This window comes from Streptomyces sp. SS1-1 (genome assembly GCF_008973465.1).
Classification (GTDB): domain Bacteria; phylum Actinomycetota; class Actinomycetes; order Streptomycetales; family Streptomycetaceae; genus Streptomyces.
Map to the genome: position 1 here is coordinate 5996511 of NZ_WBXN01000004.1, position 24354 is coordinate 6020864.

Sequence of the window (24354 nt, forward strand, 5' to 3'; positions counted from 1 at the left end):
GTCAGGACTCCTTGCCGTGCACGAGGTCGGGGTCGGCCACGTCGGGGCGCTCCTCCCAGAACGCCGGGGCCATCAGCCGCCACACCACCATCAGCACCACGCCCGCGAGGGTGATGCCGATGCCGATGACCAGCGGCGGGCCGAGCCCGAACCAGGAGACGCCGCTGTAGGAGTTGGCGGGGTCGGACATGTCGGCGACCGACTCGACGAGCAGCCAGGCCAGCAGCCCGGCGCCGACGACCGGGCCGAAGCCGATCAGCAGGAAGTTGCGGACGCTCTCGGTGAGGTGACGCCGGTAGTAGACGGCGCACGCGAGGCCGGTGAGCGCGTAGTAGAAGGCGATCAGCAGGGACAGCGCGGTGAGCGAGTCGAACAGGGCGTTCTCGCTGATCTGCCGGACCACCAGGTACCAGGCGATGGCGATGCCCGCCACCCACCAGGTGCTCACGTCGGGCGTGCGGAACCGGTGGTGGATGTGCCCGAAGTGGGCCGGCAGGGCGTACCGGCGGGCCATGGACAGCGCGGTGCGCGAGGCCGGGATGATCGTGGTCTGCGTGGACGCCAGACCGGACGTGGACACCGCCAGCAGCACCACCCAGTCCCAGCCGCCCATCACCTTGCCCGCGAGGAGGGCGAAGATGAACTCCTCCTCGTCGGCGTTCTCCGACAGGAACGCCGGACCGGCGTAGGCCACGACCGCGATGGCCACCGCCACATACGTGACCAGCAGGATGACCGTCGACCACACGGCCGCCTGACCGGGGGCGGTCGCCGAGTTCTCGGTCTCCTCGGTGAGGTTCACCGCCGACTCCCAGCCCCAGTAGATGAACACGCCCAGCAGCAGCCCCGCCGTCAGCGGCGCGCCGCCCGCGCCGAACGGGTCCAGCCAGTGGATCGCGGGCTTCACCGCGTCGAGGTCCCCGGTGCCGGCGTACACCCGGTAGAGCGCCACGACCGCGAACGCGAGGAGGCAGGCGACCTGGGCGAGGATCAGCGCGTTCTGCACCCGCGCCGACACCTCGGTGCCGATGACGCACACCGCCGTCATCACCAGGATGAGCACCACGGTGAGGATCTGCCGCACCCACTCGTTGTCGGCCCAGCTGTCCAGGCCGAAGGCGAGCAGCGCGAACGTCACCGCCACGTCCGCCAGCGAGCCGACGACCAGGACACCGGTCATGGTGATGGCCCAGCCGCCGAGCCAGCCCGCCCACGGCCCCATCGCGCGGGTCACCCAGGAGAAGGTCGTGCCGCAGTCCTGGTCGACCTTGTTGAGGTAGTAGAACGCCGACGCGATCAGCAGCATCGGCACGAACGCCGCCAGCATCACGCCGGGCGCGTACACCCCCACCAGCGCCACGATCGGGCCGATCACCGCGGCCAGCGAGTACGCGGGCGACGTCGCGTTGAGCCCGATGACGAGCGCGTCGAGGAACCCGATCGCGTCGGGCTTCAACGAGTCCGGCTGCGGGGTGCCCGTACTGGCTTCGGCCATGCTGCCTCACTTCGGTCGTGCCTGACCTCATGAAACAGGGAACGGCCGGGCCCGCCCGGTCTTTGCCGGACTCGCGCGCGATGTCTCACCCGTGTGCCCAGCCGCCGCCCGCGCCGGGGGTGCGCGCAGGGCGTGGGACCGGTCGTGGCGGGTTCTGACAGGGGCGCGTAACGTGGCGCCCCATGAAGATCCTCATCAGCGCCGACATGGAGGGCGCGACCGGCGTGACCTGGCCGGGGGACGTTCTGCCGGGGACACCGCAGTGGGAGCGGTGCCGGGGGATGTTCACCTCGGACGTGGACGCGGCCGTGCGCGGCTTCTTCGACGGCGGTGCCGACTCCGTCCTCGTCAACGAGGCCCACTGGAGCATGCGCAACCTGCTGCTCGAACGGCTCGATGAACGGGCCGAGATGCTGACCGGACGGCACAAGGCGCTGTCGATGGTGGAGGGCGTCCAGCACGGGGACGTCGACGGGATCGCGTTCATCGGCTACCACACGGGCGCCGGCATGGAGGGCGTCCTCGCCCACACCTACCTCGCCAACCAGATCACCGGGGTCTGGCTGGACGACGTCCGGGCGAGCGAGGGTCTGCTGAACGCGCACGTCGTCGCCGAGTACGGCGTCCCCGTCGTCCTCGTCACCGGCGACGACCTGGCCTGCGAGGACGCCCTCGGCTACGCGCCCGAGGCGCTGAAGGTCGCCGTCAAGGACCACGTCTCCCGGTACGCGGCCGTGTGCCGCACTCCGGCCAGGACCGCCGCCGACATCCGCGCGGCGGCCAGGGACGCCGCCGCCCTCGCGGTCCGCGGGGAGCCCGTGCAGGCCGGGCCGCACACGGTGGCCGTCGAGTTCGACGCCGAGCACCTGGCGATGGCGGCGACCGTCGTCCCCGGCGTCGCACGGATCGGGGAGCGCAAGGTGGCGTACACCAGCGAGCGCATGTACGAGGCAATCCGGACCTTCAAGGCGGTCACCACGATCGTCTCGGCCGCGGTGGAGGAGCAGTATGGCTGACGAGCAGGCACTCGAGGAGGTGGTGGCGTTCACGTCCGACCTCATCCGCGTCGACACCACCAACCGGGGCGGCGGCGACTGCCAGGAGCGGCCCGCCGCCGAGTACGCGGCGGCCCGGCTCGCGGAGGCGGGCCTGGAGACCACGCTGCTGGAGCGCACGCCCGGCCGCACGAACGTGGTCGCCCGTATCGAGGGCACCGACCCCTCGGCGGACGCCCTGCTCGTCCACGGGCACCTGGACGTCGTGCCCGCCGAGGCCTCCGAGTGGAGCGTGCACCCGTTCTCCGGCGAGGTCCGCGACGGTGTCGTCTGGGGCCGGGGCGCCGTCGACATGAAGAACATGGACGCGATGATCCTGTCCGTCGTACGGGCCTGGGCGCGCCAGGGCGTGCGGCCCCGCCGGGACATCGTGATCGCGTTCACCGCCGACGAGGAGGCCAGCGCCGAGGACGGCTCCGGCTTCCTCGCCGACCGGCACGCCGCCCTGTTCGAGGGCTGCACCGAGGGCATCAGCGAGTCCGGCGCGTTCACCTTCCACGACGGCTCGGGCCGCCAGATCTACCCGATCTCGGCCGGCGAGCGCGGCACCGGCTGGCTGCGGCTCACCGCCCACGGCCGGGCCGGCCACGGCTCCCGGGTCAACCGGGAGAACGCGGTGACCCGGCTCGCCGCCGCCATCACCCGGATCGGCGACCACGAGTGGCCGGTGCGGCTGACCCCGACCGTGCGCGGCGCCCTCACCGAACTCGCGGAGCTGTACGGCCTGGACACGAGCCTGGACGACGTGGACGGCCTGCTGGAGAAGCTCGGCCCCGCCGCCAAGCTCGTCGAGGCGACCGTCCGCAACAGCGCCAACCCGACGATGCTGGAGGCCGGTTACAAGGTCAACGTCATCCCGGGCCAGGCCACGGCGTTCGTGGACGGACGGTTCCTGCCGGGCCACGAGGACGAGTTCCGCGCCACCCTCGACGAACTCACCGGACCCGACGTGGACTGGGAGTTCCACCACCGGGAGGTCGCCCTCCAGTCCCCCCTGGACTCGCCGACGTACGCCCTGATGCGGGCCACCGTCGAGGAGTTCGCGCCCGAGGGGCACACCGTGCCGTACTGCATGGCGGGCGGCACGGACGCCAAGCAGTTCTCCCGGCTCGGCATCACCGGCTACGGTTTCTCGCCGCTGAAGCTGCCGGAGGGCTTCGATTACTCGGCCATGTTCCACGGCGTCGACGAACGGGTGCCCGTCGAGGCCCTGCACTTCGGCGTCCGGGTGCTCGACCGGTTCCTGCGCACGGCTTAGACGATCTGGGGGAGACAGTGCGGACTCTGGCGTACGGATCATGGCCCTCGCCGATCGACGCGGGCCTCGCCGCCGCGCACGACGGGCGGCCCGACTTCGTGGGCTTCGTCGGTGACGAGGCCTGGTGGACGGAACCGCGGCCCGCCGAGGGCGGCCGGCGCACCCTCGTGCGCCGCCGCGCCGACGGGCACGAGGAGTCGGTGCTGCCCCCGCCGTGGAACGTGCGCAGCCGCGTCATGGAGTACGGCGGGCAGCCGTGGGCCGGCGTGAGCACCGACGGCGGGCCGCTCGTCGTCTTCGTGAACTTCGCCGACCAGCGGCTCTACCGGTACGAGGAGGGCGCCGAGCCGCGCCCGCTCACCCCGGTGTCCCCGGTGGGCGGCGGACTGCGCTGGGCGGAGCCGCTGGTGCGGGCCGACCTCGGCGAAGTGTGGTGCGTGCTGGAGGAGTTCACCGGGGAGGCGCCCACCGATGTGCGGCGCGTCCTGGCCGCCGTCCCGCTCGACGGCTCCGCGGCGGACGACCGGGACGCCGTACGCGAACTCACCGACGGGCGGCACCGGTTCGTCACCGGGGCGCGGATCTCACCGGACGGACGGCGGGCCGCCTGGCTGGCCTGGGACCACCCCCGGATGCCCTGGGACGGCACGGAACTGCTCGTCGCGGACATCACCGCCGACGGGACGTTCGAGAACACCCGGAGCGTCGCGGGCGGCCCCGAGGAGTCCGTCGCCCAGGCCGACTGGACGCCCGACGGCCGGCTGCTGCACACCAGCGACGCCGGCGGCTGGTGGAACCTGTACCGCGACGGCGAACCCCTGTGCCCGCGCGAGGAGGAGTTCGGCGGGCCGCTGTGGCAGCTCGGCCTGCGCTGGTCCGCCCCGCTCGACAGCGGCCTCGTCGCCGTCCTGCACGGCCGCGGCGCCCTGCGCCTGGGCGTCCTGGACCCGGAGACCGGCGAGATCGTCGACGCGCCCGGCCCCTGGACCGAGTTCGCGCCGACCCTCGCCGTCCACGGCGAGCGGATCGTGGCCGTCGGCGCCGGCCCGCTCACCGCGCACGAGGTCGTCGAACTGGACACCCGCACCGGCCACTGCCGGGTGATCGGCGCCGCCCACCGGGACGCCGTGGACCCCGCCCACTACCCGGAACCGCAAGTCCGCACCTTCACCGGCCCCTCCGGCGAGGACATCCACGCGCACGTCTACCCGCCCCGGCACCCGGACTGCGCGGCCCCCGACGGCACGCTGCCGCCGTACGTCGTCTGGGCGCACGGCGGCCCCACCTCCCGCTCGCCCCTCGTCCTCGACCTGACCGTCGCCTACTTCACCTCGCGCGGCATCGGCGTCGCCGAGGTCAACTACGGCGGCTCCACCGGGTACGGCCGGGCCTACCGCGAACGGCTCCGCGAGCAGTGGGGCGTCGTCGACGTCGAGGACTGCGCGGCCGTCGCGCTCGCCCTCGCCGACGAGGGCACCGCCGACCGCGACCGGCTCGCCATCCGCGGCGGCAGCGCGGGCGGCTGGACCACGGCCGCGTCGCTGACGAGCACCGACGTCTACGCCTGCGGCACGATCATCTACCCGATCCTCGACCTGACCGGCTGGGGAACCGGGGAGACCCACGACTTCGAGTCGCAGTACCTGGAGAGCCTCGTCGGACCGCTCGCCGAGGTGCCCGGCCGGTACGAGGACCGCTCACCCGTCACCCGCGCCGACCGGCTCACCGCGCCCTTCCTGCTGCTCCAGGGCCTGGACGACGTCATCTGCCCGCCCGCCCAGTGCGAACGGTTCCTCGCCCGGCTGGAGGGCCGGGACGTGCCGCACGCCTACCTCGCCTTCGAGGGGGAGGGCCACGGGTTCCGCCGCGCGGACACCATGGTCCGGGCCCTGGAAGCCGAACTGTCCCTGTACGCCCAGGTCTTCGGCTTCGACCCGCCCGGCGTCCCCACCCTGGAGCTCGGCAAGTGACCCCGCCCCTGAAGCCGTTGCGCCGGCCGGCCCGGCTCGCCGCCGGTGCCCGCGTGGCCGTCGTCGCGCCCAGCGGGCCGGTGCCCGACGAGCGGATCGAGGCCGGCCTCGACGTGCTGCGCGGCTGGGACCTCGACCCGGTGGTGGCCCCGTACGTTCGCGGCCGGCACGAGCGGTTCGGCTATCTCGCGGCCACCGACGCCGACCGGGCCGCCGACCTCCAGCGCGCCTGGTGCGACCCGTCCGTCGACGCCGTGCTCTGCGCGCGCGGCGGGTACGGCGCCCAGCGCATGGTCGACCTGCTCGACTGGGACGCCATGGCGGCGGCCGGACCGAAGGTGTTCGTCGGGTTCAGCGACATCACCGCGCTCCACGAGGCGTTCGCCGTGCGGCTGGGACTCGCCACCCTGCACGGCCCGATGGCCGCCGGCGTCGACTTCATCCAGCACGCCCGGGCCCGGGACCATCTGCGGGCCACCCTCTTCGCACCCGAGACGGTGCGGGTCATCGCCTCCGGCGGCTCCGCGCTCGTACCGGGCCGGGCCCACGGCGTCACCCTCGGCGGCTGCCTCACCCTGCTCACCTCCGAACTGGGCACCCCGCACGCCCGTACCTCGGCGGACGGCGGCCTGCTCTGCCTGGAGGACGTCGGGGAGGAGCCGTACCGGCTCGACCGGGCCCTCACCCAACTCCTGCGCGCGGGCCTGCTCGACGGGGTGCGCGGCATCCTGCTCGGTTCGTGGGAGGAGTGCGGGCCCTACGAGGAGGTGCGCGCCGTGCTGGAGGACCGGCTGGGCGGGCTCGGCGTGCCCGTCGCGGAGGAGTTCGGGTTCGGGCACGGCGCGGGCGCGCTCACCATCCCCTTCGGGCTCGGCGCCGAACTCGACGCCGACGCGGGCACCTTGACGCTGGACGAACCCGCGCTGCGCTGACCGCCGGTCACGGCGTGTGACCGCACCTGTACGCCGCGGCCGCTCGTCGTGCGGGGACCCGGGCCCGGGAGCATGCTGGAGGCATGGCCCCGAAGACGTCCCGCCGCGCACCGAGCGCGGACGACCGGCGGGGCGGCCTGGCGGGAGCGCTGACCCCCCGCCGGATCGCCGCGCTGGTGCTGCTCGCCCTCGCCCTCGTCTTCATCTTCGAGAACACCGAGGACACCGAGATCCGGCTGCTGGTCCCCGTGGTGACCATGCCCCTGTGGGTCGCCCTGCTCGGCATGGGCGTCCTCGGCGCGCTCGTCGGCGCCCTCTCACTGGCACGCCGGCGCCGTTGACGGGACGTAGGCTGACCGGATGCCGCACCACCCCGCCTCCCCCTACCTCGCCGAGGGCCCCCGTGTGGGCATACGCCACTTCACCTACGAGGACGGCGCCGAGTTCACCGCGCGCGCCCGCGAGAGCAGGGAACTGCACCGGCCCTGGCTCTTCCCGCCCGACACCGCCGCCGCGTACACCGCGTACGCGGGACGGCTGATCGAGGACCGCACCAAGGCCGGCTTCCTGGTCTGCGCCAAGGACGACGGCGGCGCCCTCGCCGGCTACATCAACATCAACAACATCGTGCAGGGCGCCTTCTGCAGCGGCGCCCTCGGCTACGGCGCCTTCGCGCACGCCGCCGGGCGCGGCCTCATGCGGGAGGGCCTGGACCTCGTCGTCGACCACGCCTTTGGGATGATGGGCCTGCACCGGCTGGAGATCAACGTGCAGCCCGGCAACGCCGCCTCCATCGGGCTCGCCCGCGCCTGCGGGTTCCGGCTGGAGGGCTACTCGCCGGACATGCTCTTCATCGACGGCGCGTGGCGGGACCACGAACGCTGGGCGATCACCACGGAGATGCGCGGCCCGCGCTGACCGTGCCGCGCGGCCCGCTCAGGTCCTGCGGTCCGCGTACTCGTAGATCGCCCCGTCCGGGTGCATCGCGATGAGGTTGCGGCCCACCGGCGTGGGGACCGGGCCCGCCACGATGTGCGCGCCCATCTCGCTCAGCACCTTCTGGGCCTCCTCGACGTCGGAGACCGCGATCGTCGCCGCGACCTTGCGCAGCACCTCCAGCTCCGCCCGCGGCCCGCTCATCAGGAGGAAGCACCCGACCGCGGCCACCTGCACACCGCCGCGCTCGAAGCGCAGGGCCGTGCCGCCGGCGAGGCGTTCGTAGAAGGGGACCGCGGCCTCCAGGTCGTCGACGCACACGCGCAGCGTGGCTCCCAGAATCTCCATGCCGAAAAGCCTAGTGGGGAGCCCCCTCCGCCGGTGATCGCTTCACGCGATCCCCTCACTCCCCGTTACCCGACGGTCCGTCCGGGTACCCGCCGGCCATGGACCGCTTGGATCATCTTGAGCATCTGGACAAGCACCTGGTCGACGAACTGGCGCAGGTGGCACGGGAGACCGTGCGCGACGAACTGCGCGAGCAGACGCGCCGGCAGCGCCGCCGCGCCGCGCTCTACGCAGGATCGGGCGCCGCCGCGCTGTACGCCGGAGCGGCCCTCGCGCTGGCCCTGGGCCTCGGCCTCGCCGCCGGGCTGCCCGGCTGGGCCGCCGCGCTGATCACCGCGGTGGTCCTCGGCGCGGTGGCCTACGCCCTGCGCGCGGCGGCCCGCCCGTCCCGGGGGCACGGCGACACGACCGCGGCCCGGGGGACCGCCATGGACGGCACGCCGTACCCGCCGAAGCCGTCCGCCCCGCCCACCGCCGGCCAGGCACCGGCCGCCCCCCACGAGCACCGGTAGCCGCCCGGCCGGGTGAGTCGGTGCCGACGTTTGGGGGCACGGGGCAGGGGGACGCGGAAGGCTCCCGAGGTATGCGACACGCGATCGACAAGGCCGGAGGCCCACCGTGAGTCGACCCCGCATCGTGATCGTCGGCGCCGGATTCGCCGGGTACCGTGCCGCCCGCACTCTGTCCCGGCTCACCCGGCACCAGGCCGACATCACCCTGCTCAACCCGACCGACTACTTCCTGTACCTGCCCCTGCTGCCCCAGGTCGCCGCCGGCATCCTGGAGCCCCGCCGGGTCACCGTCTCCCTCTCCGGCACCCTGCCGCACGTCCGGCTGGTGCTCGGCGAGGCCGACGGCATCGACCTCGACGGCCGCACCGTGCGCTACACCGATCCGGAGGGCGGGGCCGGCACCCTCTCCTACGACCGGCTCGTGCTCGCCGCGGGCAGCGTCAACAAGCTGCTGCCCATCCCGGGCGTCGCCGAGCACGCCCACGGCTTCCGCAGCCTGCCCGAGGCGCTGTACCTGCGCGACCACGTCACCCGGCAGATGGAACTCGCCGCCGCGGGCGACGACCCCGCGCGCTGCCAGGCCCGCTGCACCTTCGTCGTGGTCGGCGCCGGATACACCGGCACCGAGGTCGCCGCGCACGGCCAGCTGTTCACCGACGCCCAGGTGCGCAAGCACCCGCTGCGCGCCGGGATGCGCCCGCGCTGGATGCTGCTCGACATCGCCGACCGCGTCCTGCCGGAGCTGGACGAACGGCTCGCCCGCACCGCCGACGAGGTGCTGCGGCAACGCGGCGTCGACGTGCGGATGGGCACCTCCGTCAAGGAGGCCACCCACGACGGGGTCCTGCTGACCGACGGCGAGTTCGTGCCCACCCGCTCCCTGGTCTGGTGCGTCGGCGTACGGCCCGACCCCCTCGCCGCCGCCCTCGAACTGCCCCTGGAACGCGGCCGGCTGCTCGTCGACCCGCACCTCCAGGTGCCGGGCCGCGCCGAGCTGTTCGCCGCCGGGGACGCGGCCGCCGTACCCGACCTGGAGAAGCCCGGCTCGTACACGCCGATGACCGCGCAGCACGCCTGGCGGCAGGGCAGGACCGTCGCCCACAACGTCGCCGCGTCCCTCGGTATGGGGGAGCAGCGCGCCTACCGCCACCGCGACCTGGGCTTCGTCGTCGACCTCGGCGGTGTGAAGGCGGCCGCCAACCCGCTCGGCGTGCACCTGTCCGGGCCGGTGGCGGGCGCCGTCACCCGCGGATACCACCTCGCCGCGATGCCCGGCAACCGGGTGCGGGTCGCCGCCGACTGGGTGCTGGACGCCGTACTGCCGCGCCAGGCCGTGCAGTTGGGCCTCGTGCGCTCGTGGTCGGTGCCGCTCGACACCGCCTCACCGGAGCTGGTCCGCATGCCCGGCGGCCCGGACGGGGTGAAGGCGCCGGACCGCGACGAACCGGCGAAGGAGACGTCCGGGGAGTCCGACCCCATGCGGGATCCCGACGCCGTCCGGCACCCCGAACCCCCGGGCCCGGTGAAGCGCCCCGAACGCCCGGAGCAGCGCGAGGAGAAGGCGCAGCACCGCAAGAAGTCCACCGCCTCGACCTCCCGGAAGGGGACCCATGAACACCGATGAACTCGTCGAGCTCGGCCAGCAGTTGCGCGTGGACAGCGTGCGCGCCTCCGCCGCCGCGGGCTCGGGGCATCCGACGTCGTCGATGTCCGCGGCCGACCTGGTGGCCGTCCTGTTCGCCAACCACCTGCGCTACGACATGGACCGGCCCGAACACCCCGGCAACGACCGCTTCATCCTGTCCAAGGGCCACGCGTCGCCGCTGCTGTACTCCGCCTACAAGGCCGCCGGGGCCATCGAGGACGGGGAACTCCTCACGTTCCGCAAGCTCGGCAGCCGCCTCGAAGGACACCCCACGCCGCGCCGGCTGCCCTACGTGGAGACCGCCACCGGATCGCTCGGGCAGGGCCTGCCGATCGGCGTCGGCGTCGCCCTCGCGGGACGGCGCCTGGACCGCACCGGCTACCGCGTCTGGGTGCTGTGCGGCGACAGCGAACTCGCCGAGGGTTCCGTGTGGGAGGCCGCCGAGCACGCCGCCTTCGAGGGCCTGGACAACCTCACCGCGATCGTCGACGTGAACCGGCTCGGGCAGCGCGGCCCCACCCGGCACGGCCACGACCTCGACGCCTACGCCCGCCGCTTCCAGGCGTTCGGCTGGCACACCATCGAGATCGACGGCCACGACGTGGACGCCATCGACCGCGCCTACGGCGAGGCCCGCTCCACCACCGGACAGCCCACCGTCGTCCTCGCCCGCACCCTCAAGGGCAAGGGCGTCGCGTCCGTCCAGGACCGCGAGGGCCTGCACGGCAAGCCGCTCCCGGAGGCCGACGAGGCCATCGCCGAGCTCGGCGGCCGCCGCGACCGCACCTTCCACGTCCACGAACCGCTCACCTCCGGCCAGCCGCGCCCCGTGCCGTCCGGGGACGCCGACCTGCCCCGCTGGGACCGGGGCGAGAAGGTCGCCACCCGCGACGCCTACGGCCACGCCCTCGCCGCGCTCGGCTCCGGCCGCGGCGACGTCGTCGCCCTCGACGGCGAGGTCAGCGACTCCACGCGCGCCGAGTTCTTCGCCAAGGAACACCCCGAGCGGTTCTTCGAGTGCTACATCGCCGAACAGCAGCTCGTCGCCGCCGCCGTGGGCCTCTCGACCCGCGGCTGGGTGCCGTACGCGTCGACGTTCGCGGCCTTCCTGACCCGCGCCCACGACTTCGTGCGCATGGCCGCGGTCAGCGGCGCCGGGATCAACCTGGCCGGCTCCCACGCGGGCGTCGCCATCGGGCAGGACGGCCCGAGCCAGATGGGCCTGGAGGACCTGGCGATGATGCGGTCCGTGTACGGCTCGACCGTGCTGTACCCCTGCGACGCCAACCAGACCGCCAAACTCGTCGCGGCCATGGCGGACCTCGACGGCGTGCGCTACCTGCGCACCTCGCGCGGCGCCGACCCCGTCCTGTACGGCCCCGACGAGGAGTTCCCGGTCGGCGGCAGCAAGGTGCTGCGCTCCGGCGAGCAGGACAGGCTGACCCTGGTCGCGGCCGGTGTCACCGTCCACGAGGCGCTCGCCGCCGCCGACGCACTGGCCCGCGACGGCATCGACGTCCGGGTCGTCGACCTGTACTCGGTCAAGCCCGTCGACCGCGAGACCCTGCGCCGGGCGGCCGAGGAGACCGGCTGCCTGGTCACCGTGGAGGACCACCACGAGGAGGGCGGGCTCGGCGACGCCGTCCTCGACGCCTTCACCGACGGGCGCCCCGTGCCCCGGCTGGTGCGCCTGGCCGTGCGGATGATGCCGGGCTCGGCCTCCCCCGACGAGCAGCTGCACGCCGCCGGCATCGACGCCGCGTCCATCGCCTCCGCCGTCAAGCTGCTCGTCGAGGAGGCGGTCGTACGGTGACCGGCGGCGACGGCGCCACGACGGTCCGCGCGGGCCGCCGCACCGTCCAGGTCAAGCGGGTCGGCAAGGTGCTCTTCCCCGGCGGCGGGCGAGCGAAGGAGTACACCAAGGGCGACCTCGTCGACTACCACCGGGCGATCGCGCCCCACATGCTGCCGCACCTGCGCGGCCGCCCGCTGATGCTGGAGCGGCACCCCGACGGCCTCGACGGCCCCACGTTCATGCAGAAGAACACCCCGGAGCACTACCCGGACTGGATCACCCGGGTCGAGGTCCCCAAGGAGGACGGCACCGTCACGCACACCGTCTGCGACGACACGGCCACCCTCGTGTTCCTCGCCGACCAGGCGTGTCTGACCCTGCACCGCTGGCTGTCCCGCACCGGCACGACGGGCGGCCTCGACCACCCGGACCGGCTGGTCTTCGACCTCGACCCGGCGGGGGACGACTTCGAACACGTCAGAGAGGCCGCGCGGCGGCTCCATGAACTCCTGGACGAACTGGAACTCCCGTCGGCGCCCATGACGACCGGCTCGCGCGGCCTGCACGTCGTCGTCCCCCTCGACGGCCGGGACGACTTCGACGCCGTCCGGGACTTCGCGCACGAGGTCGCCGGGACGCTGGCCGAGGCCCACCCGGACCGGCTGACCACCGCCGCCCGCAAGAAGGACCGCGGCGACCGCCTCTACCTGGACGTCCAGCGCAACGCCTACGCCCAGACCGCCGTCGCCCCCTACACCGTCCGCGCCCTGCCCGGCGCCCCCGTCGCCACCCCGGTGACCTGGGACGCCGTCGACGACCCGGAGCTGCACGCACGCCGCTGGAGCATCGCCGACGCCGTCGAGCAGGCCGCGACGGACCCCTGGGCGGGACTCGGCCGGGCCCGCGCCCTCGGGCCGGCCCGCCGCCGCCTCGCGACCCTGCGCGACTGAACGGACGCCACCCGTCACCGGACGCAAGTCGGCGGTTTACGGGGCGCTTTCCGGGCCACACGGCGTAGGAGGCGCCCATGAATGATTCACAGAACACATCCAAGTCATCCAGACGACAGACGGACGGGACCGGCAAGGGACCGACCCCTATGGAGATCCTGCGCGAGGCGCGGGCCCAGCTCGCCGAGCTCACCGGCATGGAAGCGGAGACCGTGACGTCCTTCGATCGCACGGAGGACGGCTGGACCCTCGAGGTCGAGGTCCTGGAACTGTCCCGCGTCCCCGACACGATGAGCCTCATGGCGAGCTACCAGGTCGAACTGGACTCCGAGGGGCAGCTCACCGGATACCGGCGTCTGGGCCGGTACGAGCGGGGGCGTTCCGACGCCCGGCGCGGCCGCTAGGCCCGCGCCCCCACACCCGGCACACCGTCCCCGAGACAAGGAGGAACGTTCCGCATGACCGTTGTCCCGGCACAGCAGACCGGCGGCGGAGGCGGCAGCAGCGGCCTCTATGACGTACTTGAGCTTGTTCTGGACAGGGGACTCGTCATCGACGCGTTCATCCGGGTATCCCTGGTCGGCATCGAGATCCTGAAGATCGACGTGCGTGTCGTCGTGGCCAGCGTCGACACGTACCTGCGCTTCGCCGAGGCGTGCAACCGGCTCGACCTGGAGTCGGGCCCGAACAAGAGCCCCGGACTGCCGGAGATCGTCGGTGAGGTCACCGAGTCCGGCGCGCGGGGCAAGTCCAAGGGCGCGCTCTCCGGAGCCGCCGAGACCATCTCCGACGCCTTCAAGCAGGCGCGGGAGGACAGCGACGAGGAGCGCCCGCGGCGCACGCGCAAGTCCACGGCCTCCTCGCGCCGGAAGGAGGAGCAGGAGTGAGCACGTACGTCTACGGCATCACCGCGAGCTCGCACCCCGCCCTCCCCGAGGACATGGGCGGTGTCGGCGACCCGGCGCGCCCCGTGCGCGTCCTGACGCAGGGCCGTATCGCCGCCCTCGTCAGCGACGCCCCGGAGGGGCTGCGTCCCAAGCGCCGGGAGCTGCTCGCGCACTCCAACGTGCTCGCCGAGGCGGGCGCCGCGGGGTGTGTGCTGCCGATGCGGTTCGGCAGCGTCTCGCCCGACGACGACACGGTCCTGTCCGTGCTCGCCGACCGCGCCGACCACTACGCGGAGCGGCTGGCGGCCCTGGAGGGCAAGGACGAGTACAACGTCAAGGCCAACCACGTGGAGGACGCGGTCCTGCACCGCGTCCTGTCGGAGAACCCCGAGCTGCGGGCCATGACGGAGGCCAACCGGAAGGCGGGCGGCGGAAGTTACGACGACCGGCTGCGGCTCGGCGAGATGGTCGCCGCGGCCGTCAAGGCGCAGGAGGCCCAGGACGCCACCGACGTCCGGCACACGCTGGAGCCGGCCGCCGCCGACGTCAGCGTGGGCGCCGACTCCTCGGGCTGGCTCGCCAACGTGTCGTTCCTGGTCGCCCGCGACGAGGCGGACGCGTTCCTGGCCGCCGTGGAGCAGCTGCGCAAGGGCCATCCGCACCTCGAGGTGCGGCTCAACGGCCCGCTGCCGCCGTACAGCTTCGTCGAGCCGGGTCCGGGCGACTCCGGTCTCGCGGAGACCGCCGGCAGCGGCGCGGCCGGCGAGGTCGCCAGGGAGTGAGTCATGGGACTGCTCGGAGAGATCCTGCTGCTGCCGTTCGCCCCGGCGCGCGGCAGCGGCTGGGTCATCAAGAAGGTGCTGGAGGAGGCCGAGCGCCTCTACTACGACCCCAGTGCCGTGCGCGCCGAACTGGCGCGGCTGGAGGAGCAGTTGACCGCCGGCGAGATCGACGAGGAGGAGTTCGACCGCCGCGAGGACGAGCTGCTCGACCGGCTCGACACGGGAATGCGCGCAGGCTACGGGAACGGTGACAGGACGGCATGATGAACCGAGTTGGACTGGGCCTCGCGATAGGGGCCGGATACGTCCTAGGACGGACGAAGAAGGCCAAGATGGCCTTGGCGGTGGGCGGTCTCGTCGCCGGCAAGAAGCTGAACCTCACGCCGAAGGCGCTGGCCGAGCTGGTCACCACGCAACTGGCGGGCAATCCGCAGTTCAAGGAGCTCGGCGACCAGCTGCGGCAGGATCTGAGCGGGGTCGGCAAGGCCGCCTCAGGGGCTCTCGTCGAGCGGCAGATCGCGGCGCTCGCCGACCGGCTGCACGGCCGGACCGCAGAGGTGCGCGAACAGCTGGCGGGCGGCGGGTCCGACGACGCGCGTGACGAGGACGCCTACGACGAGGACGAGGACGAGGCGCCCGAGGACGACGAGCCGCGCGCCGACGACGACGCCGACGACGCCGAGGACTCCGGCGGCGGGGACCGCGAGGAGCGGGCCCCGGCCGGGAAGGCGGCGAAGAAGGCCCCGGCGAAGAAGACGGCGAAGAAGGCCCCCGCCAAGAAGACGGCGGCCAAGAAGACCGCCCCCGCGAAGAAGACGGCGGCGAAGAAGACCGGCTCCGCGCGGTCCGCGTCCCGCAGGGCGACGGGCGGCTCGCGACGGTCCCAGGGTGGTGACGGAGCATGACCGAGACACTCGGCTCCGCGGCCGGCGGGGCGGCGAAGAAGCAGCCGCTGTCCGACCTCGCGCACAGCGAGGCCGCCGACCGGCTCAAGAGCGAGGTGCAGGACTACCTCGCCGCCCAGGCCCAGCGCCTGCTCGCCGGCACCGGCCGCAAGCTCGGCGAGGCCACCGGCAAGCTCAACGACATCGCCGAGGGCAACAGCCCCGGCTTCGCCAAACTGGCCCTGGACGGCGGCAAGAAGCTCGCCGAGGGCAAGGGCCCCGTCCGCAGCGCGCTGGAGCTCGGCGCGGGCCGCGCCAAGGACAGCGTGGTCGGCGCGTTCAAGAACCTCGGCAGCAAGGGCGGCAAGGGCAAGGGCAAGAAGGCCGGCAACAAGCCCACCGTCATCATCGAGTACGTCGACGTCGGTGTGCCGCTGCGGACCGCCTACGACCAGTGGACCCAGTACCAGGACTTCAGCACCTTCGCGAAGGGCGTCAAGAGCGCGAACCGCGCCGACGACACCACCTCCGACTGGCAGGCGAAGATCTGGTGGTCCAGCCGCAGCTGGAAGGCGCAGACCACCGAGCAGGTGCCGGACCAGAAGATCTCCTGGAGCTCGGAGGGCGCCAAGGGCACCACCCGGGGCGTCGTCTCCTTCCACGAGCTCGGCGAGAACCTCACCCGCGTCCTGCTGGTGATCGAGTACTACCCCTCCGGGTTCTTCGAGAAGACCGGCAACATCTGGCGCGCCCAGGGCCGCCGGGTCCGGCTCGACCTGAAGAACTACGTCCGCTTCATCACCCTCAAGGGTGAGGCGGAGGACGGCTGGCGCGGTGAGATCCGCGACGGCGAGGTCGTCCGCAGCCATGAGGACGCGGTCGAGGAGGAGGAGCAGGAGCGCGAGGACGACGAGGCCCGCGACGAGTCCGAGGGCGAGGGCGACGAGCCCGAGGCGTACGACGAGGACTCCGAGGACTCCGAGGACGGCGAGCCGGCCGACGAGGAGGAGCCGGAGGCCGAGTACGAGGACCAGCCCGAGGACGACGAGGCTCCCGAGGACGACGACGAGCCCGAGGACGCCTACGAGGACGAGGACGAGCCCAAGGACGGCTACGAGGACGAGGAGGAGCCGGAGGCCGAGTACGACGAGGAGGCCGAGCCGGAGGACGAGGAAGAGTTCGAGGACGAGGAAGAGCCCGCGGCCGGCAGGAGCCGGCGATGACCACGCCGAGCCGGCTCCCCGACCCGTACGGCCAGGGCGGCGGAGCCAACCTCGCGGACATCCTCGAGCGGGTGCTCGACAAGGGTGTGGTGATCGCGGGCGACATCCGGATCAACCTGCTCGACATCGAGCTGCTCACGATCAAGCTGCGGCTGATCGTCGCCTCCGTCGACAAGGCCAAGGAGATGGGCATCGACTGGTGGGAGGACGACCCCGCGTTGTCCTCCCGCGCCCGGCACAACGAACTCGCCCGTGAGAACGCCGAGTTGCGTGAGCGACTGGCCCAGCTGGAGCCGGCCAGGCCCCAGCGGGAGGAGGCCCCATGAGCGGTCTGCGCTATGTGTACGCCGTCTGCCACCCCTACGAGTCCCCCCTGCAGCGCCAGCTGTCGGGGGTCTCGGGGGCTCCGCCGAAGCGGCTCACCCACCACGGGCTGGTCGCCGTCGTCAGCACCGTGCCCGAGCACGAGTTCACCGAGGAGGCGCTGCGCGCCAACCTGGAGGACCTCGACTGGCTCACGGCGACCGCCCGCGCGCACCAGCAGGTCATCGACGCCCTCACGGCCGTCACCAGCCCGCTGCCGCTGCGCCTGGCGACCGTCTTCCGGGACGACAGCGGCGTCCGCAGCATGATCGAGGCCCGCGAGGAGGAGCTGCGACGGGTCCTGGACCGGCTGTCGGGCCGGGTGGAGTGGGGCGTGAAGGTGTACGTCGAGAAGCCGCCCGAGTCCGCCGACGACACCGAGGCCGGCCGGCCCGCCGCGAAGCCCGTGTCGGGGCGCGACTATCTGCGCCGCCGCCGCGACCAGACCCGCGCGCACGACGACGTGTGGCAGAGGGCCTCGGAGTTCTCCGACCGGCTGCACGCGACGCTCTCGGCGTTCGCCGAGGACTCCCGGATGCACGCCCCGCAGAACGCGGCGCTGTCCGGCGCCAGCGGCCAGAACGTGCTCAACGCCGCCTATCTGGTGACCCGCGCCGCCTCGGAGGAGTTCGTGGAGCTGGTGGACCGGGAGAAGGACGACGTGCCCGGCATCCGGGTCGAACTCACCGGGCCCTGGGCGGCCTACTCCTTCGCCGGGGAGTTCTCCGAGGATCCGGGGGTGCAGTCGTGACCGTCGTCGAACGGCGGGAGATCGCCCTCGTGGACCTGCTCGACCGGCTGCTCGCCGGCGGTGTCGTCGTCAAGGGGGACATCACGCTGCGCATCGCCGACGTCGACCTCGTCCGCATCGACCTGAACGCGCTGATCAGCTCCGTCAACGAGCAGGTCCCGTCGCCCTGGGGGGACTCGCCATGACCGAACGACGCAACCGGCTCGACCTCGAACCCGACACCGTCGAACGCGACCTGGTCAAACTCGTGCTGACCGTCGTGGAGTTGCTGCGCCAGCTCATGGAACGGCAGGCGGTGCGCCGCTTCGACGAGGGCGGCCTCAGCGAGGAGCAGGAGGAGCGCATCGGCCTGACGCTGATGCTCCTGGAGGACCGCATGGCCGAGCTGCGGGACCGCTACGGACTGCGGCCCGAGGACCTCAACCTGGACCTCGGGCCGCTGGGGCCCCTGCTGCCCCGGGAGTGAGCCGTTCCGGGGGTTCCCGCAGGCTCAGGCGGACCTCAGGCGTCCTTCCGGCACAGGATCTCCCCGTGCAGGACGCTGAACCAGCCGTCCTCCTGACGCCCCCACTCCCGCCAGGCCTCCGCGACCTCCCGCAGCTCGTCCGCCGTCGCGTGGCCGCCCCCGGTGGCGCGGTCCGCGTAGGCGGAGGCCACCGTGCGGTCCGCCCACAGCCCGCTCCACCAGGCCCGCTCCTCGGGCGTGGCGAACGTCCACGTGCCCGACGTGCAGGTGACGTCCGTGAGCCCGGCGGTCCGCGCCCAGGCCTTCAGCCGGCGCCCGGCGTCGGGCTCGCCGCCGTTGGCGCGGGCGACCCTGCGGTACAGGTCCAGCCAGGCGTCCATGCCGGCGGACGCCGGGTACCAGGTCATCGCCGCGTAGTCGGAGTCCCGTACCGCGATGAGGCCGTTCGGCCGGGTGACCCGCCGCATCTCGCGCAGGGCCGCCACCGGGTCGCCCACGTGCTGGAGCACCTGGTGCGCGTGGACCACGCAGAACGTGTCGTCCGGGAAGTCCAGGGCGTGCACGTCCCCGACCGCGAACTCCACGTTCTGCAGGCCCCGTTCGGCGGCGGTGGCGCGCGCCTGCTCCAGGACGCCCGGCTCCCGGTCGACCCCGGTGACCTGCCCGTCCGGGACCAGGGCCGCCAGGTCGGCGGTGATCGTGCCCGGGCCGCAGCCGATGTCCAGGATCCGCATGTGCGGCTTCAGGTGCCCGAGCAGATAGGCCGCCGAGTTGGCGGCCGTGCGCCAGGTGTGCGAGCGCAGGACGGACTCGTGATGTCCATGGGTGTAGACGGCGGTCTCCCGCGTCCGTGACGGGCTCTCGGGCATGGCTGGTCCCCTCGTGTCGGCGTACCGGGGCGGCGCACCGCCGCGCCGGTCGGTACGCGTCACCGTACGCCGTCGTCCCGCATGGTGATATCCATGTATCACCATGCGGGACGAGGGGTGATCGGCGGAGGGGGTTCAGGATCCCGGCAGCGGGCGGTACACCGTCAGCGCCTCCGGCAGCTTCTCCAGCGTCAGCTCGCCCTCCACCTCGGTGACTTCACCGTCGTACGCCAGCAGCGTGCCCGGCTCCAGACCGGACAGCCGCAGCCGGCCGACCTGGACGGCCGCGTGGACCGGGGAGCGGCTCAGCGGGCCGGCGACGGCGGCGGCGAGCAGCCGCAGCGCCGGACGGCGTCCGCCGTGCACGACCCGGACATCGAGGACGCCGTCGGCCAGGTCCACGCGGCGCGCCGGCGCGAGGCCCACCCGGTGGTACGTGCCGTTCCCGGCGAACAGCAGCCACAGCGGGTGAGCACCGCCCGCCGCCCGCGCCCGCAGCGGGTGCCGGTCCCGGCGCAGCACACGGGCCGCCGCGAGCACCCCGGCGGGCCAGTCGCCGACCGCGGGCGCGAACCGGTCCCGCTCCCGCACCAGTTCCGGGTACACGCCCAGGCTGCACGTGTTGAGGAACACCCCCTGCCGCCCCGGCGTCCGGAACCGTCCCACGTCCACCCGCACCGCCTCGCCGCGCAGCACGGCCCGGCCCAGATCGGCCTCGTCCTCCACGCCCAGGTCCAGCGCGAAGTGGTTCAGGGTGCCGCCGGGCAGCACCGCCAGCGGCAGTCCGTGCCGCAGCGCCACCTCGGCCGCCGCGTTCACCGACCCGTCGCCCCCGCACACCCCGAGCACCCGGGCGTGCCCGGCGGCCCGCTCCAACTCGGCGCCCAGGTCGCGCGGTTCGCACTCCACGACCTCGGCGCGCGGCAGCAGGTCCAGCAGCGCGCGCGCCCGGTCCGGGGTGCCCGAGCCCTTGTTGACGACCATCACCAGGCCGTCCCCCTCCACCAGCGCGGGCACGTCCGCGCGCGGCCGGGCCGGCGGGACGCGCGGCTCACGGGCCGGCACCAGCCCCCGTACGGCGAACGCGGCGCCCGCCCCGAACGCCGCGCCCACCAGCACGTCGCTCGGGAAGTGCACGCCCGTGTAGACCCGGGACAACGCCACCGACCAGGCCACCGGCGCCACGGCCAGACCCCACTTCGGCGACTCCAGGGCGACCCCCGTCGCGAACGCCGCCGCCGACGCCGCGTGGCCCGACGGGAACGACGTGGTGATCGGCTGCCGCTTCAGCCGCCGCACCCGCGGCACCGCGTCCAGCTTCGGCCTGGGCCGGCGCACCGACCGCTTGCCGAGCGTGTTGATGGTCAGCGACGCCAGTCCCAGCGAGGCGAGTCCGCGCGCCGCGGCCCGGCGGCCCCGGGGCGAACGGGAGGCGGCGAGGGCGGCGGCCGCCGCGAACCACAGCACCCCGTGGTTGGCGCTCCGGCTCAGTCTCGGCAGGACGGGCTCGGCGAACGGCCAGTTCCGCTCGGCCGCGAACTCGAACAGCCGGGAGTCGAGCGCGAGGAACCGGTCGCGCAGCGCGTGCCGGCCGGGCAGGGGGACGGTGAGGTCGACGTCTGGCTTCATACAGCCCTGGGTACCCTGAACCGGCCCCAGGCTGTCCGGCCCACGCGGAGCGACACACGAAGGAACCCGTCCATGCGCCTGCTGCTCGTCCGCCACGGCCAGACCACCGCCAACGTGGACTTCCTCCTCGACACGGCACCCCCGGGCGCGTCGCTGACGGCGCTCGGCGAACAGCAGGCGGCCGCCCTGCCCGACGCGCTGGCCGGCGAGGACATCGAGGCGGTCTACGCCTCCACCCTGATCCGCACCCAGGCCACCGCCGCGCCGCTCGCCGCCGCCCGGGGCCTGGAGGTCCGGGTGCGCGACGGCATCCGCGAGGTGTCCGCCGGCGACCTGGAGCTGCTGGACGGGCACTCCGAGGAGGCCGAGCCGTACATGCGGACCGTGTTCGCGTGGGCCGCCGGGGAGACGTCCCTGCGGATGCCGGGCGGCGAGAGCGGCGACGAGGCGCTCGGACGCTACGACGCGGTGATCGCCGAGGCCGCGGAGAGCGGGGCCGGCACGGTCGCCATGGTCAGCCACGGCGCCGCCATCCGCATGTGGATCGCGGCCCGCGCCGCCAACGTCGACGTCGCCTTCGCCGCGGCCCACCCGCTGCGGAACACCGGCGTCGTGATCCTCGAGGGCGCCCCCGACGAGGGCTGGAAGGCGCTGTCCTGGGCGGGCGCGGTCGTGGCCCCGGCCGGCGAGGGCGGGCCCACGGCACATCCCGTCGACGAGGAGCCGTAGGGGTCCCGGCGCCGGACCACGCGATAAGCGTTTGCCCGCGCTCCCGGCCGCCCCGCAGAATGCGGCCTCATGGGACATCTGGAAGCCGCGCACCTCGAGTACCACCTCCCCGACGGGAGGACGCTGCTCGGCGACGTCTCGTTCCGGGTGGGAGAGGGCGCCGCCGTGGCGCTGGTCGGGCCGAACGGCGCCGGCAAGACCACCCTGCTCCGGCTGATCTCCGGCGAGCTGAAACCGCACGGGGGCACCGTCACCGTGAGCGGCGGGCTCGGCGTGATGCGCCAGTTCGTCGGCTCCGTACGCGACGAGACGACCGTACGCGACCTGCTGGTCTCGGTGGCGCCGCCCCGGATCCGGGAGGCCGCGCGGGCCGTCGACGCGGCCGAGCACGCGATCATGACGGTCGACGACGAGGCCGCACAGCTCCGGTACGCCCAGGCGCTGTCGGACTGGGCGGAGGCCCGCGGCTACGAGGCCGAGACCCTGTGGGACATGTGCACCATGGCCGCGCTCGGCGTGCCGTACGAGAAGGCGCAGTGGCGGCAGGTGCGGACCCTGTCCGGCGGTGAGCAGAAGCGACTCGTGCTGGAGGCGCTGCTGCGCGGCACCGACGAGGTCCTGCTGCTGGACGAGCCGGACAACTACCTCGACGTGCCCGGCAAGCGCTGGCTGGAGGAGCGGCTGAAGGAGACCCGCAAGACGGTCCTGTTCGTCTCCCACGACCGTGAACTGCTCGCCCGCGCCGCCGAGAAGATCGTCTCGGTGGAGCCCTCCCCGGCCGGCGCGGACGCCTGGGTGCACGGCGGCGGCTTCGCGACCTACCACGAGGCCCGCCGCCGGCGCTTCGCCCGCTTCGAGGAGCTGCGCAAACGCTGGGACGAGAAGCACGCCCAGCTGAAGAAGCTGGTGCTGACCCTCCGTCAGGCCGCCGAGAACAGCCCCGACATGGCGTCCCGCTACCGGGCCGCGCAGACCCGGCTGCGCAAGTTCGAGGAGGCCGGACCGCCGCCCGAGCCGCCCCGCGAACAGGACATCCGGATGCGCCTCAAGGGCGGCCGCACCGGTGTCCGTGCCGTCACCTGCGAGAACCTGGAACTGACCGGCCTGATGAAGCCGTTCTCGCTGGAGGTGTTCTACGGCGAACGCGTCGCCGTCCTCGGCTCGAACGGCTCCGGCAAGTCCCACTTCCTGCGCCTGCTGGCGGGGGAGGGGGTCGCCCACACCGGAAGCTGGAAGCTCGGCGCGCGCGTGGTCCCCGGGCACTTCGCCCAGACCCACGCCCACCCCGAGCTGATGGGCCGCACCCTGCTCGACATCCTGTGGAAGGAGCACGCCCAGGACCGGGGCGCCGCCATGTCCCGGCTGCGCCGCTACGAGCTGACCCAGCAGGCCGAGCAGACCTTCGACCGGCTCTCCGGCGGCCAGCAGGCCCGCTTCCAGATCCTGCTGCTGGAGCTGGAGGGAGTCACGGCCCTGCTGCTCGACGAGCCCACCGACAACCTCGACCTGGAGTCCGCCGAGGCGCTCCAGGAGGGGCTGGAGGCGTTCGAGGGCACCGTGCTGGCGGTCACCCATGACCGCTGGTTCGCCCGCTCCTTCGACCGCTACCTGGTCTTCGGCAGCGACGGACGCGTCCGCGAGACACCGGAACCGGTCTGGGACGAGCGCCGCGTGGAGCGGGTCCGCTAGCCGAGGGCGGCCTGGGGGAGCGGGTTCGCTGCCCGAGGTCGCCCCCCGGAGCGGGCCCGCCTGGAGGTCTCAGGCCCAGCGGAGCAGGGCGCCGAGCCCGCCCGCCGGGGCCTCCTCCCGCGCCGCGCCGTCGGCCGGCGCGACCGACACGGCGGCGGCGCCCGTGGCGACCGCGGAACGGATTAGCGCGTCGTCGGCGCGGGCCGGCCAGGAGTTCTGCTCGCCGAGGATCCTCAGCTCCGTGCGGCGCACCGCCACCTGGTCGGGGTCCTCGCCGATCCACACCTCGCGGTGCCCGTCCGGCCCGTCCGGACGGATCAGCAGTTCGTCGATCCGGTGCTCGCGGGCGGCCTCGACCAGCGCGGGCACGCCTTCCACCGCCCCGGCGCGGCCCTCGCCGTCCGGGGTGCGGGCCGCCAGGAAGCGGTCCATCTCGGTGTCCGCCCGGCCGCGAACGTGCTCCTCGCGGATCCGCGCCACGTCCTCCCCGAGCAGCCGGCTGCCGGAGCCGTGCGGGGCCTCGACGACCGCGTCCCGCAGCCGCTGCGGCATCCGCTCGTGCACGGCCCGCCGCTCCCGGTCGTCCCCTACGAGGATCACCAGGTCGGCGCCGGTCTCCTCCTGGCAGACGAAGAGCGCGTCGGCGACCTCGGCCGCGTTGTGCTCCCAGGTGTTCTCCACCTTCAGCTGGAAGTGCCGCTCGGACCAGTCGGACGACGCGGTCCGGTGGATGGGGTGCTCGCGGCCCGTCACCGAGCCGGCGTCCCGTCCGCCCAGGGCGTCCCGCAGCTCGAAGTCCGCGCCCTTGCGGTCGACGTAGGCGACCACGCAGACCGGGTCCTCGCCGGCCAGCTCCAGCAGGGGAGCGGTGTGCGGCAGCGGCGCCCAGTGGGCGCTGTCGCGCCGCGGCGGCCGGGCCAGCGACGGCTGCAGCACCACCTCACCCGCGTGGGCGAAGATCGCCCGGCCGTTCGGCTCCGACGAGTGCTCCAGCGCCTCCAGCGCACCGCGTACGGCCGCGCAGGTCGGGGGGTCGCAGCCCTGCTCCTCCAGCTCGGCGGCCAGGGCCTGTGCCGTCAGCCGGCGTTCGTGCGGCGTGTCCTCCGTATGCCGGGACGTGCCGACGTACACGGAGGCCCAGGGGCCGGGGGCTTCGTACAGTGGATGCAGAAAGGCGAGGTCCATG

At 73.6% G+C, this 24354-nt stretch carries 27 protein-coding genes; 22 read left to right on the top strand and 5 right to left on the bottom strand.

The features are described from left to right. Nucleotide 1 precedes the first annotated feature (1 nt). Nucleotides 2-1495: an APC family permease gene (locus F8R89_RS28800; protein WP_151786672.1), complete on the bottom strand. Its 1494-nt coding sequence runs from the start codon at nt 1493-1495 to the stop codon at nt 2-4. Nucleotides 1496-1677: 182 nt separating this feature from the next. Between F8R89_RS28800 and F8R89_RS28805 the strand changes: the two genes are divergently transcribed. The 6 genes from F8R89_RS28805 to F8R89_RS28830 all read left to right on the top strand — a co-directional run bounded on the left by F8R89_RS28805 (nt 1678) and on the right by F8R89_RS28830 (nt 7628). After that, nucleotides 1678-2511 carry a M55 family metallopeptidase gene (locus F8R89_RS28805; protein WP_151786673.1) on the top strand — a complete coding sequence of 278 codons (834 nt, stop codon included), beginning with the start codon at nt 1678-1680 and terminating at the stop codon, nt 2509-2511. Continuing rightward, nucleotides 2504-3808, top strand: coding sequence for a M20/M25/M40 family metallo-hydrolase (locus F8R89_RS28810; RefSeq protein WP_151786674.1), 1305 nt, complete (start codon nt 2504-2506; stop codon nt 3806-3808). Before F8R89_RS28805 ends, F8R89_RS28810 begins: the two co-directional genes overlap by 8 nt. Nucleotides 3809-3813: 5 nt before the next feature. Continuing rightward, nucleotides 3814-5778 carry a prolyl oligopeptidase family serine peptidase gene (locus F8R89_RS28815; protein ID WP_151788329.1) on the top strand — a complete coding sequence of 655 codons (1965 nt, stop codon included), beginning with the start codon at nt 3814-3816 and terminating at the stop codon, nt 5776-5778. 8 nt (nt 5779-5786) lie between these two features. Then, a complete protein-coding gene (locus tag F8R89_RS28820; protein ID WP_151788330.1) occupies nt 5787-6710 on the top strand; it encodes a S66 peptidase family protein in 924 nt (307 codons plus the stop codon). An 83-nt stretch (nt 6711-6793) separates the two neighbouring features. Continuing rightward, on the top strand, nt 6794-7051 hold the full coding sequence (locus tag F8R89_RS28825; protein ID WP_151786675.1) for a LapA family protein: 258 nt from the start codon (nt 6794-6796) through the stop codon (nt 7049-7051). A 19-nt stretch (nt 7052-7070) separates the two neighbouring features. Then, nucleotides 7071-7628: a GNAT family N-acetyltransferase gene (locus F8R89_RS28830; RefSeq protein ID WP_151786676.1), complete on the top strand. Its 558-nt coding sequence runs from the start codon at nt 7071-7073 to the stop codon at nt 7626-7628. A gap of 18 nt (nt 7629-7646) precedes the next feature. Here the strand turns inward: F8R89_RS28830 and F8R89_RS28835 are convergent, their stop codons facing one another. After that, nucleotides 7647-7994 carry a VOC family protein gene (locus F8R89_RS28835; RefSeq protein ID WP_151786677.1) on the bottom strand — a complete coding sequence of 116 codons (348 nt, stop codon included), beginning with the start codon at nt 7992-7994 and terminating at the stop codon, nt 7647-7649. A 98-nt stretch (nt 7995-8092) separates the two neighbouring features. On the opposite strand from F8R89_RS28835, the gene F8R89_RS28840 reads away from it, so the two are divergent. From F8R89_RS28840 to F8R89_RS28905, 14 genes are all read left to right on the top strand, one after another. Then, entirely contained in the window at nt 8093-8506 is a 414-nt protein-coding gene (locus tag F8R89_RS28840) for a phage holin family protein (protein ID WP_151786678.1), read from the top strand. 106 nt (nt 8507-8612) lie between these two features. Continuing rightward, nucleotides 8613-10130, top strand: coding sequence for an NAD(P)/FAD-dependent oxidoreductase (locus tag F8R89_RS28845; protein ID WP_151786679.1), 1518 nt, complete (start codon nt 8613-8615; stop codon nt 10128-10130). Beyond that, nucleotides 10117-11964, top strand: a complete 1848-nt coding sequence (locus tag F8R89_RS28850) for a transketolase (protein ID WP_151786680.1) — start codon at nt 10117-10119, stop codon at nt 11962-11964. The genes F8R89_RS28845 and F8R89_RS28850 overlap by 14 nt, the downstream gene beginning before the upstream one ends. Next, nucleotides 11961-12896 carry a non-homologous end-joining DNA ligase gene (gene ligD, locus F8R89_RS28855; RefSeq protein WP_151786681.1) on the top strand — a complete coding sequence of 312 codons (936 nt, stop codon included), beginning with the start codon at nt 11961-11963 and terminating at the stop codon, nt 12894-12896. Before F8R89_RS28850 ends, ligD begins: the two co-directional genes overlap by 4 nt. 77 nt (nt 12897-12973) lie before the next feature. Next, complete coding sequence (locus F8R89_RS28860) at nt 12974-13300, top strand: gas vesicle protein (protein WP_151786682.1); 327 nt, start codon at nt 12974-12976, stop codon at nt 13298-13300. Between the two features lie 54 nt (nt 13301-13354). Beyond that, on the top strand, nt 13355-13783 hold the full coding sequence (locus tag F8R89_RS28865) for a gas vesicle structural protein GvpA (protein WP_151786683.1): 429 nt from the start codon (nt 13355-13357) through the stop codon (nt 13781-13783). Beyond that, the gene (locus tag F8R89_RS28870) at nt 13780-14565 is read left to right on the top strand and encodes a GvpL/GvpF family gas vesicle protein (RefSeq protein ID WP_151786684.1); all 786 of its coding nucleotides are present in this window, start codon (nt 13780-13782) and stop codon (nt 14563-14565) included. Before F8R89_RS28865 ends, F8R89_RS28870 begins: the two co-directional genes overlap by 4 nt. A gap of 3 nt (nt 14566-14568) precedes the next feature. Next, nucleotides 14569-14829 carry a gas vesicle protein GvpG gene (locus tag F8R89_RS28875; RefSeq protein WP_151786685.1) on the top strand — a complete coding sequence of 87 codons (261 nt, stop codon included), beginning with the start codon at nt 14569-14571 and terminating at the stop codon, nt 14827-14829. Beyond that, a complete protein-coding gene (locus tag F8R89_RS28880; RefSeq protein WP_192806399.1) occupies nt 14829-15470 on the top strand; it encodes a DNA primase in 642 nt (213 codons plus the stop codon). The genes F8R89_RS28875 and F8R89_RS28880 overlap by 1 nt, the downstream gene beginning before the upstream one ends. Further along, on the top strand, nt 15467-16672 hold the full coding sequence (locus tag F8R89_RS28885; RefSeq protein ID WP_151786687.1) for an SRPBCC family protein: 1206 nt from the start codon (nt 15467-15469) through the stop codon (nt 16670-16672). The genes F8R89_RS28880 and F8R89_RS28885 overlap by 4 nt, the downstream gene beginning before the upstream one ends. Further along, a complete protein-coding gene (locus F8R89_RS28890; protein ID WP_115505629.1) occupies nt 16669-16998 on the top strand; it encodes a gas vesicle protein in 330 nt (109 codons plus the stop codon). The genes F8R89_RS28885 and F8R89_RS28890 overlap by 4 nt, the downstream gene beginning before the upstream one ends. After that, nucleotides 16995-17786, top strand: coding sequence for a GvpL/GvpF family gas vesicle protein (locus tag F8R89_RS28895; protein WP_151786688.1), 792 nt, complete (start codon nt 16995-16997; stop codon nt 17784-17786). Before F8R89_RS28890 ends, F8R89_RS28895 begins: the two co-directional genes overlap by 4 nt. Continuing rightward, on the top strand, nt 17783-17971 hold the full coding sequence (locus F8R89_RS28900; protein ID WP_062667128.1) for a gas vesicle protein: 189 nt from the start codon (nt 17783-17785) through the stop codon (nt 17969-17971). Before F8R89_RS28895 ends, F8R89_RS28900 begins: the two co-directional genes overlap by 4 nt. Next, nucleotides 17968-18252: a gas vesicle protein K gene (locus F8R89_RS28905; RefSeq protein ID WP_062667130.1), complete on the top strand. Its 285-nt coding sequence runs from the start codon at nt 17968-17970 to the stop codon at nt 18250-18252. Before F8R89_RS28900 ends, F8R89_RS28905 begins: the two co-directional genes overlap by 4 nt. A gap of 35 nt (nt 18253-18287) precedes the next feature. Here the strand turns inward: F8R89_RS28905 and F8R89_RS28910 are convergent, their stop codons facing one another. Further along, the gene (locus F8R89_RS28910; protein WP_151786689.1) at nt 18288-19121 is read right to left on the bottom strand and encodes a class I SAM-dependent methyltransferase; all 834 of its coding nucleotides are present in this window, start codon (nt 19119-19121) and stop codon (nt 18288-18290) included. A 135-nt stretch (nt 19122-19256) separates the two neighbouring features. Beyond that, a complete protein-coding gene (locus tag F8R89_RS28915) occupies nt 19257-20750 on the bottom strand; it encodes a bifunctional phosphatase PAP2/diacylglycerol kinase family protein (protein WP_151786690.1) in 1494 nt (497 codons plus the stop codon). Between the two features lie 72 nt (nt 20751-20822). Between F8R89_RS28915 and F8R89_RS28920 the strand changes: the two genes are divergently transcribed. Next, complete coding sequence (locus F8R89_RS28920) at nt 20823-21479, top strand: histidine phosphatase family protein (RefSeq protein ID WP_151786691.1); 657 nt, start codon at nt 20823-20825, stop codon at nt 21477-21479. A gap of 69 nt (nt 21480-21548) precedes the next feature. Beyond that, entirely contained in the window at nt 21549-23168 is a 1620-nt protein-coding gene (locus tag F8R89_RS28925) for an ABC-F family ATP-binding cassette domain-containing protein (protein ID WP_151786692.1), read from the top strand. A gap of 69 nt (nt 23169-23237) precedes the next feature. Here F8R89_RS28925 and F8R89_RS28930 read toward each other — a convergent pair whose 3' ends face one another. Next, nucleotides 23238-24353, bottom strand: coding sequence for a Vms1/Ankzf1 family peptidyl-tRNA hydrolase (locus F8R89_RS28930; RefSeq protein ID WP_151786693.1), 1116 nt, complete (start codon nt 24351-24353; stop codon nt 23238-23240). Nucleotide 24354: the final 1 nt, after the last annotated feature.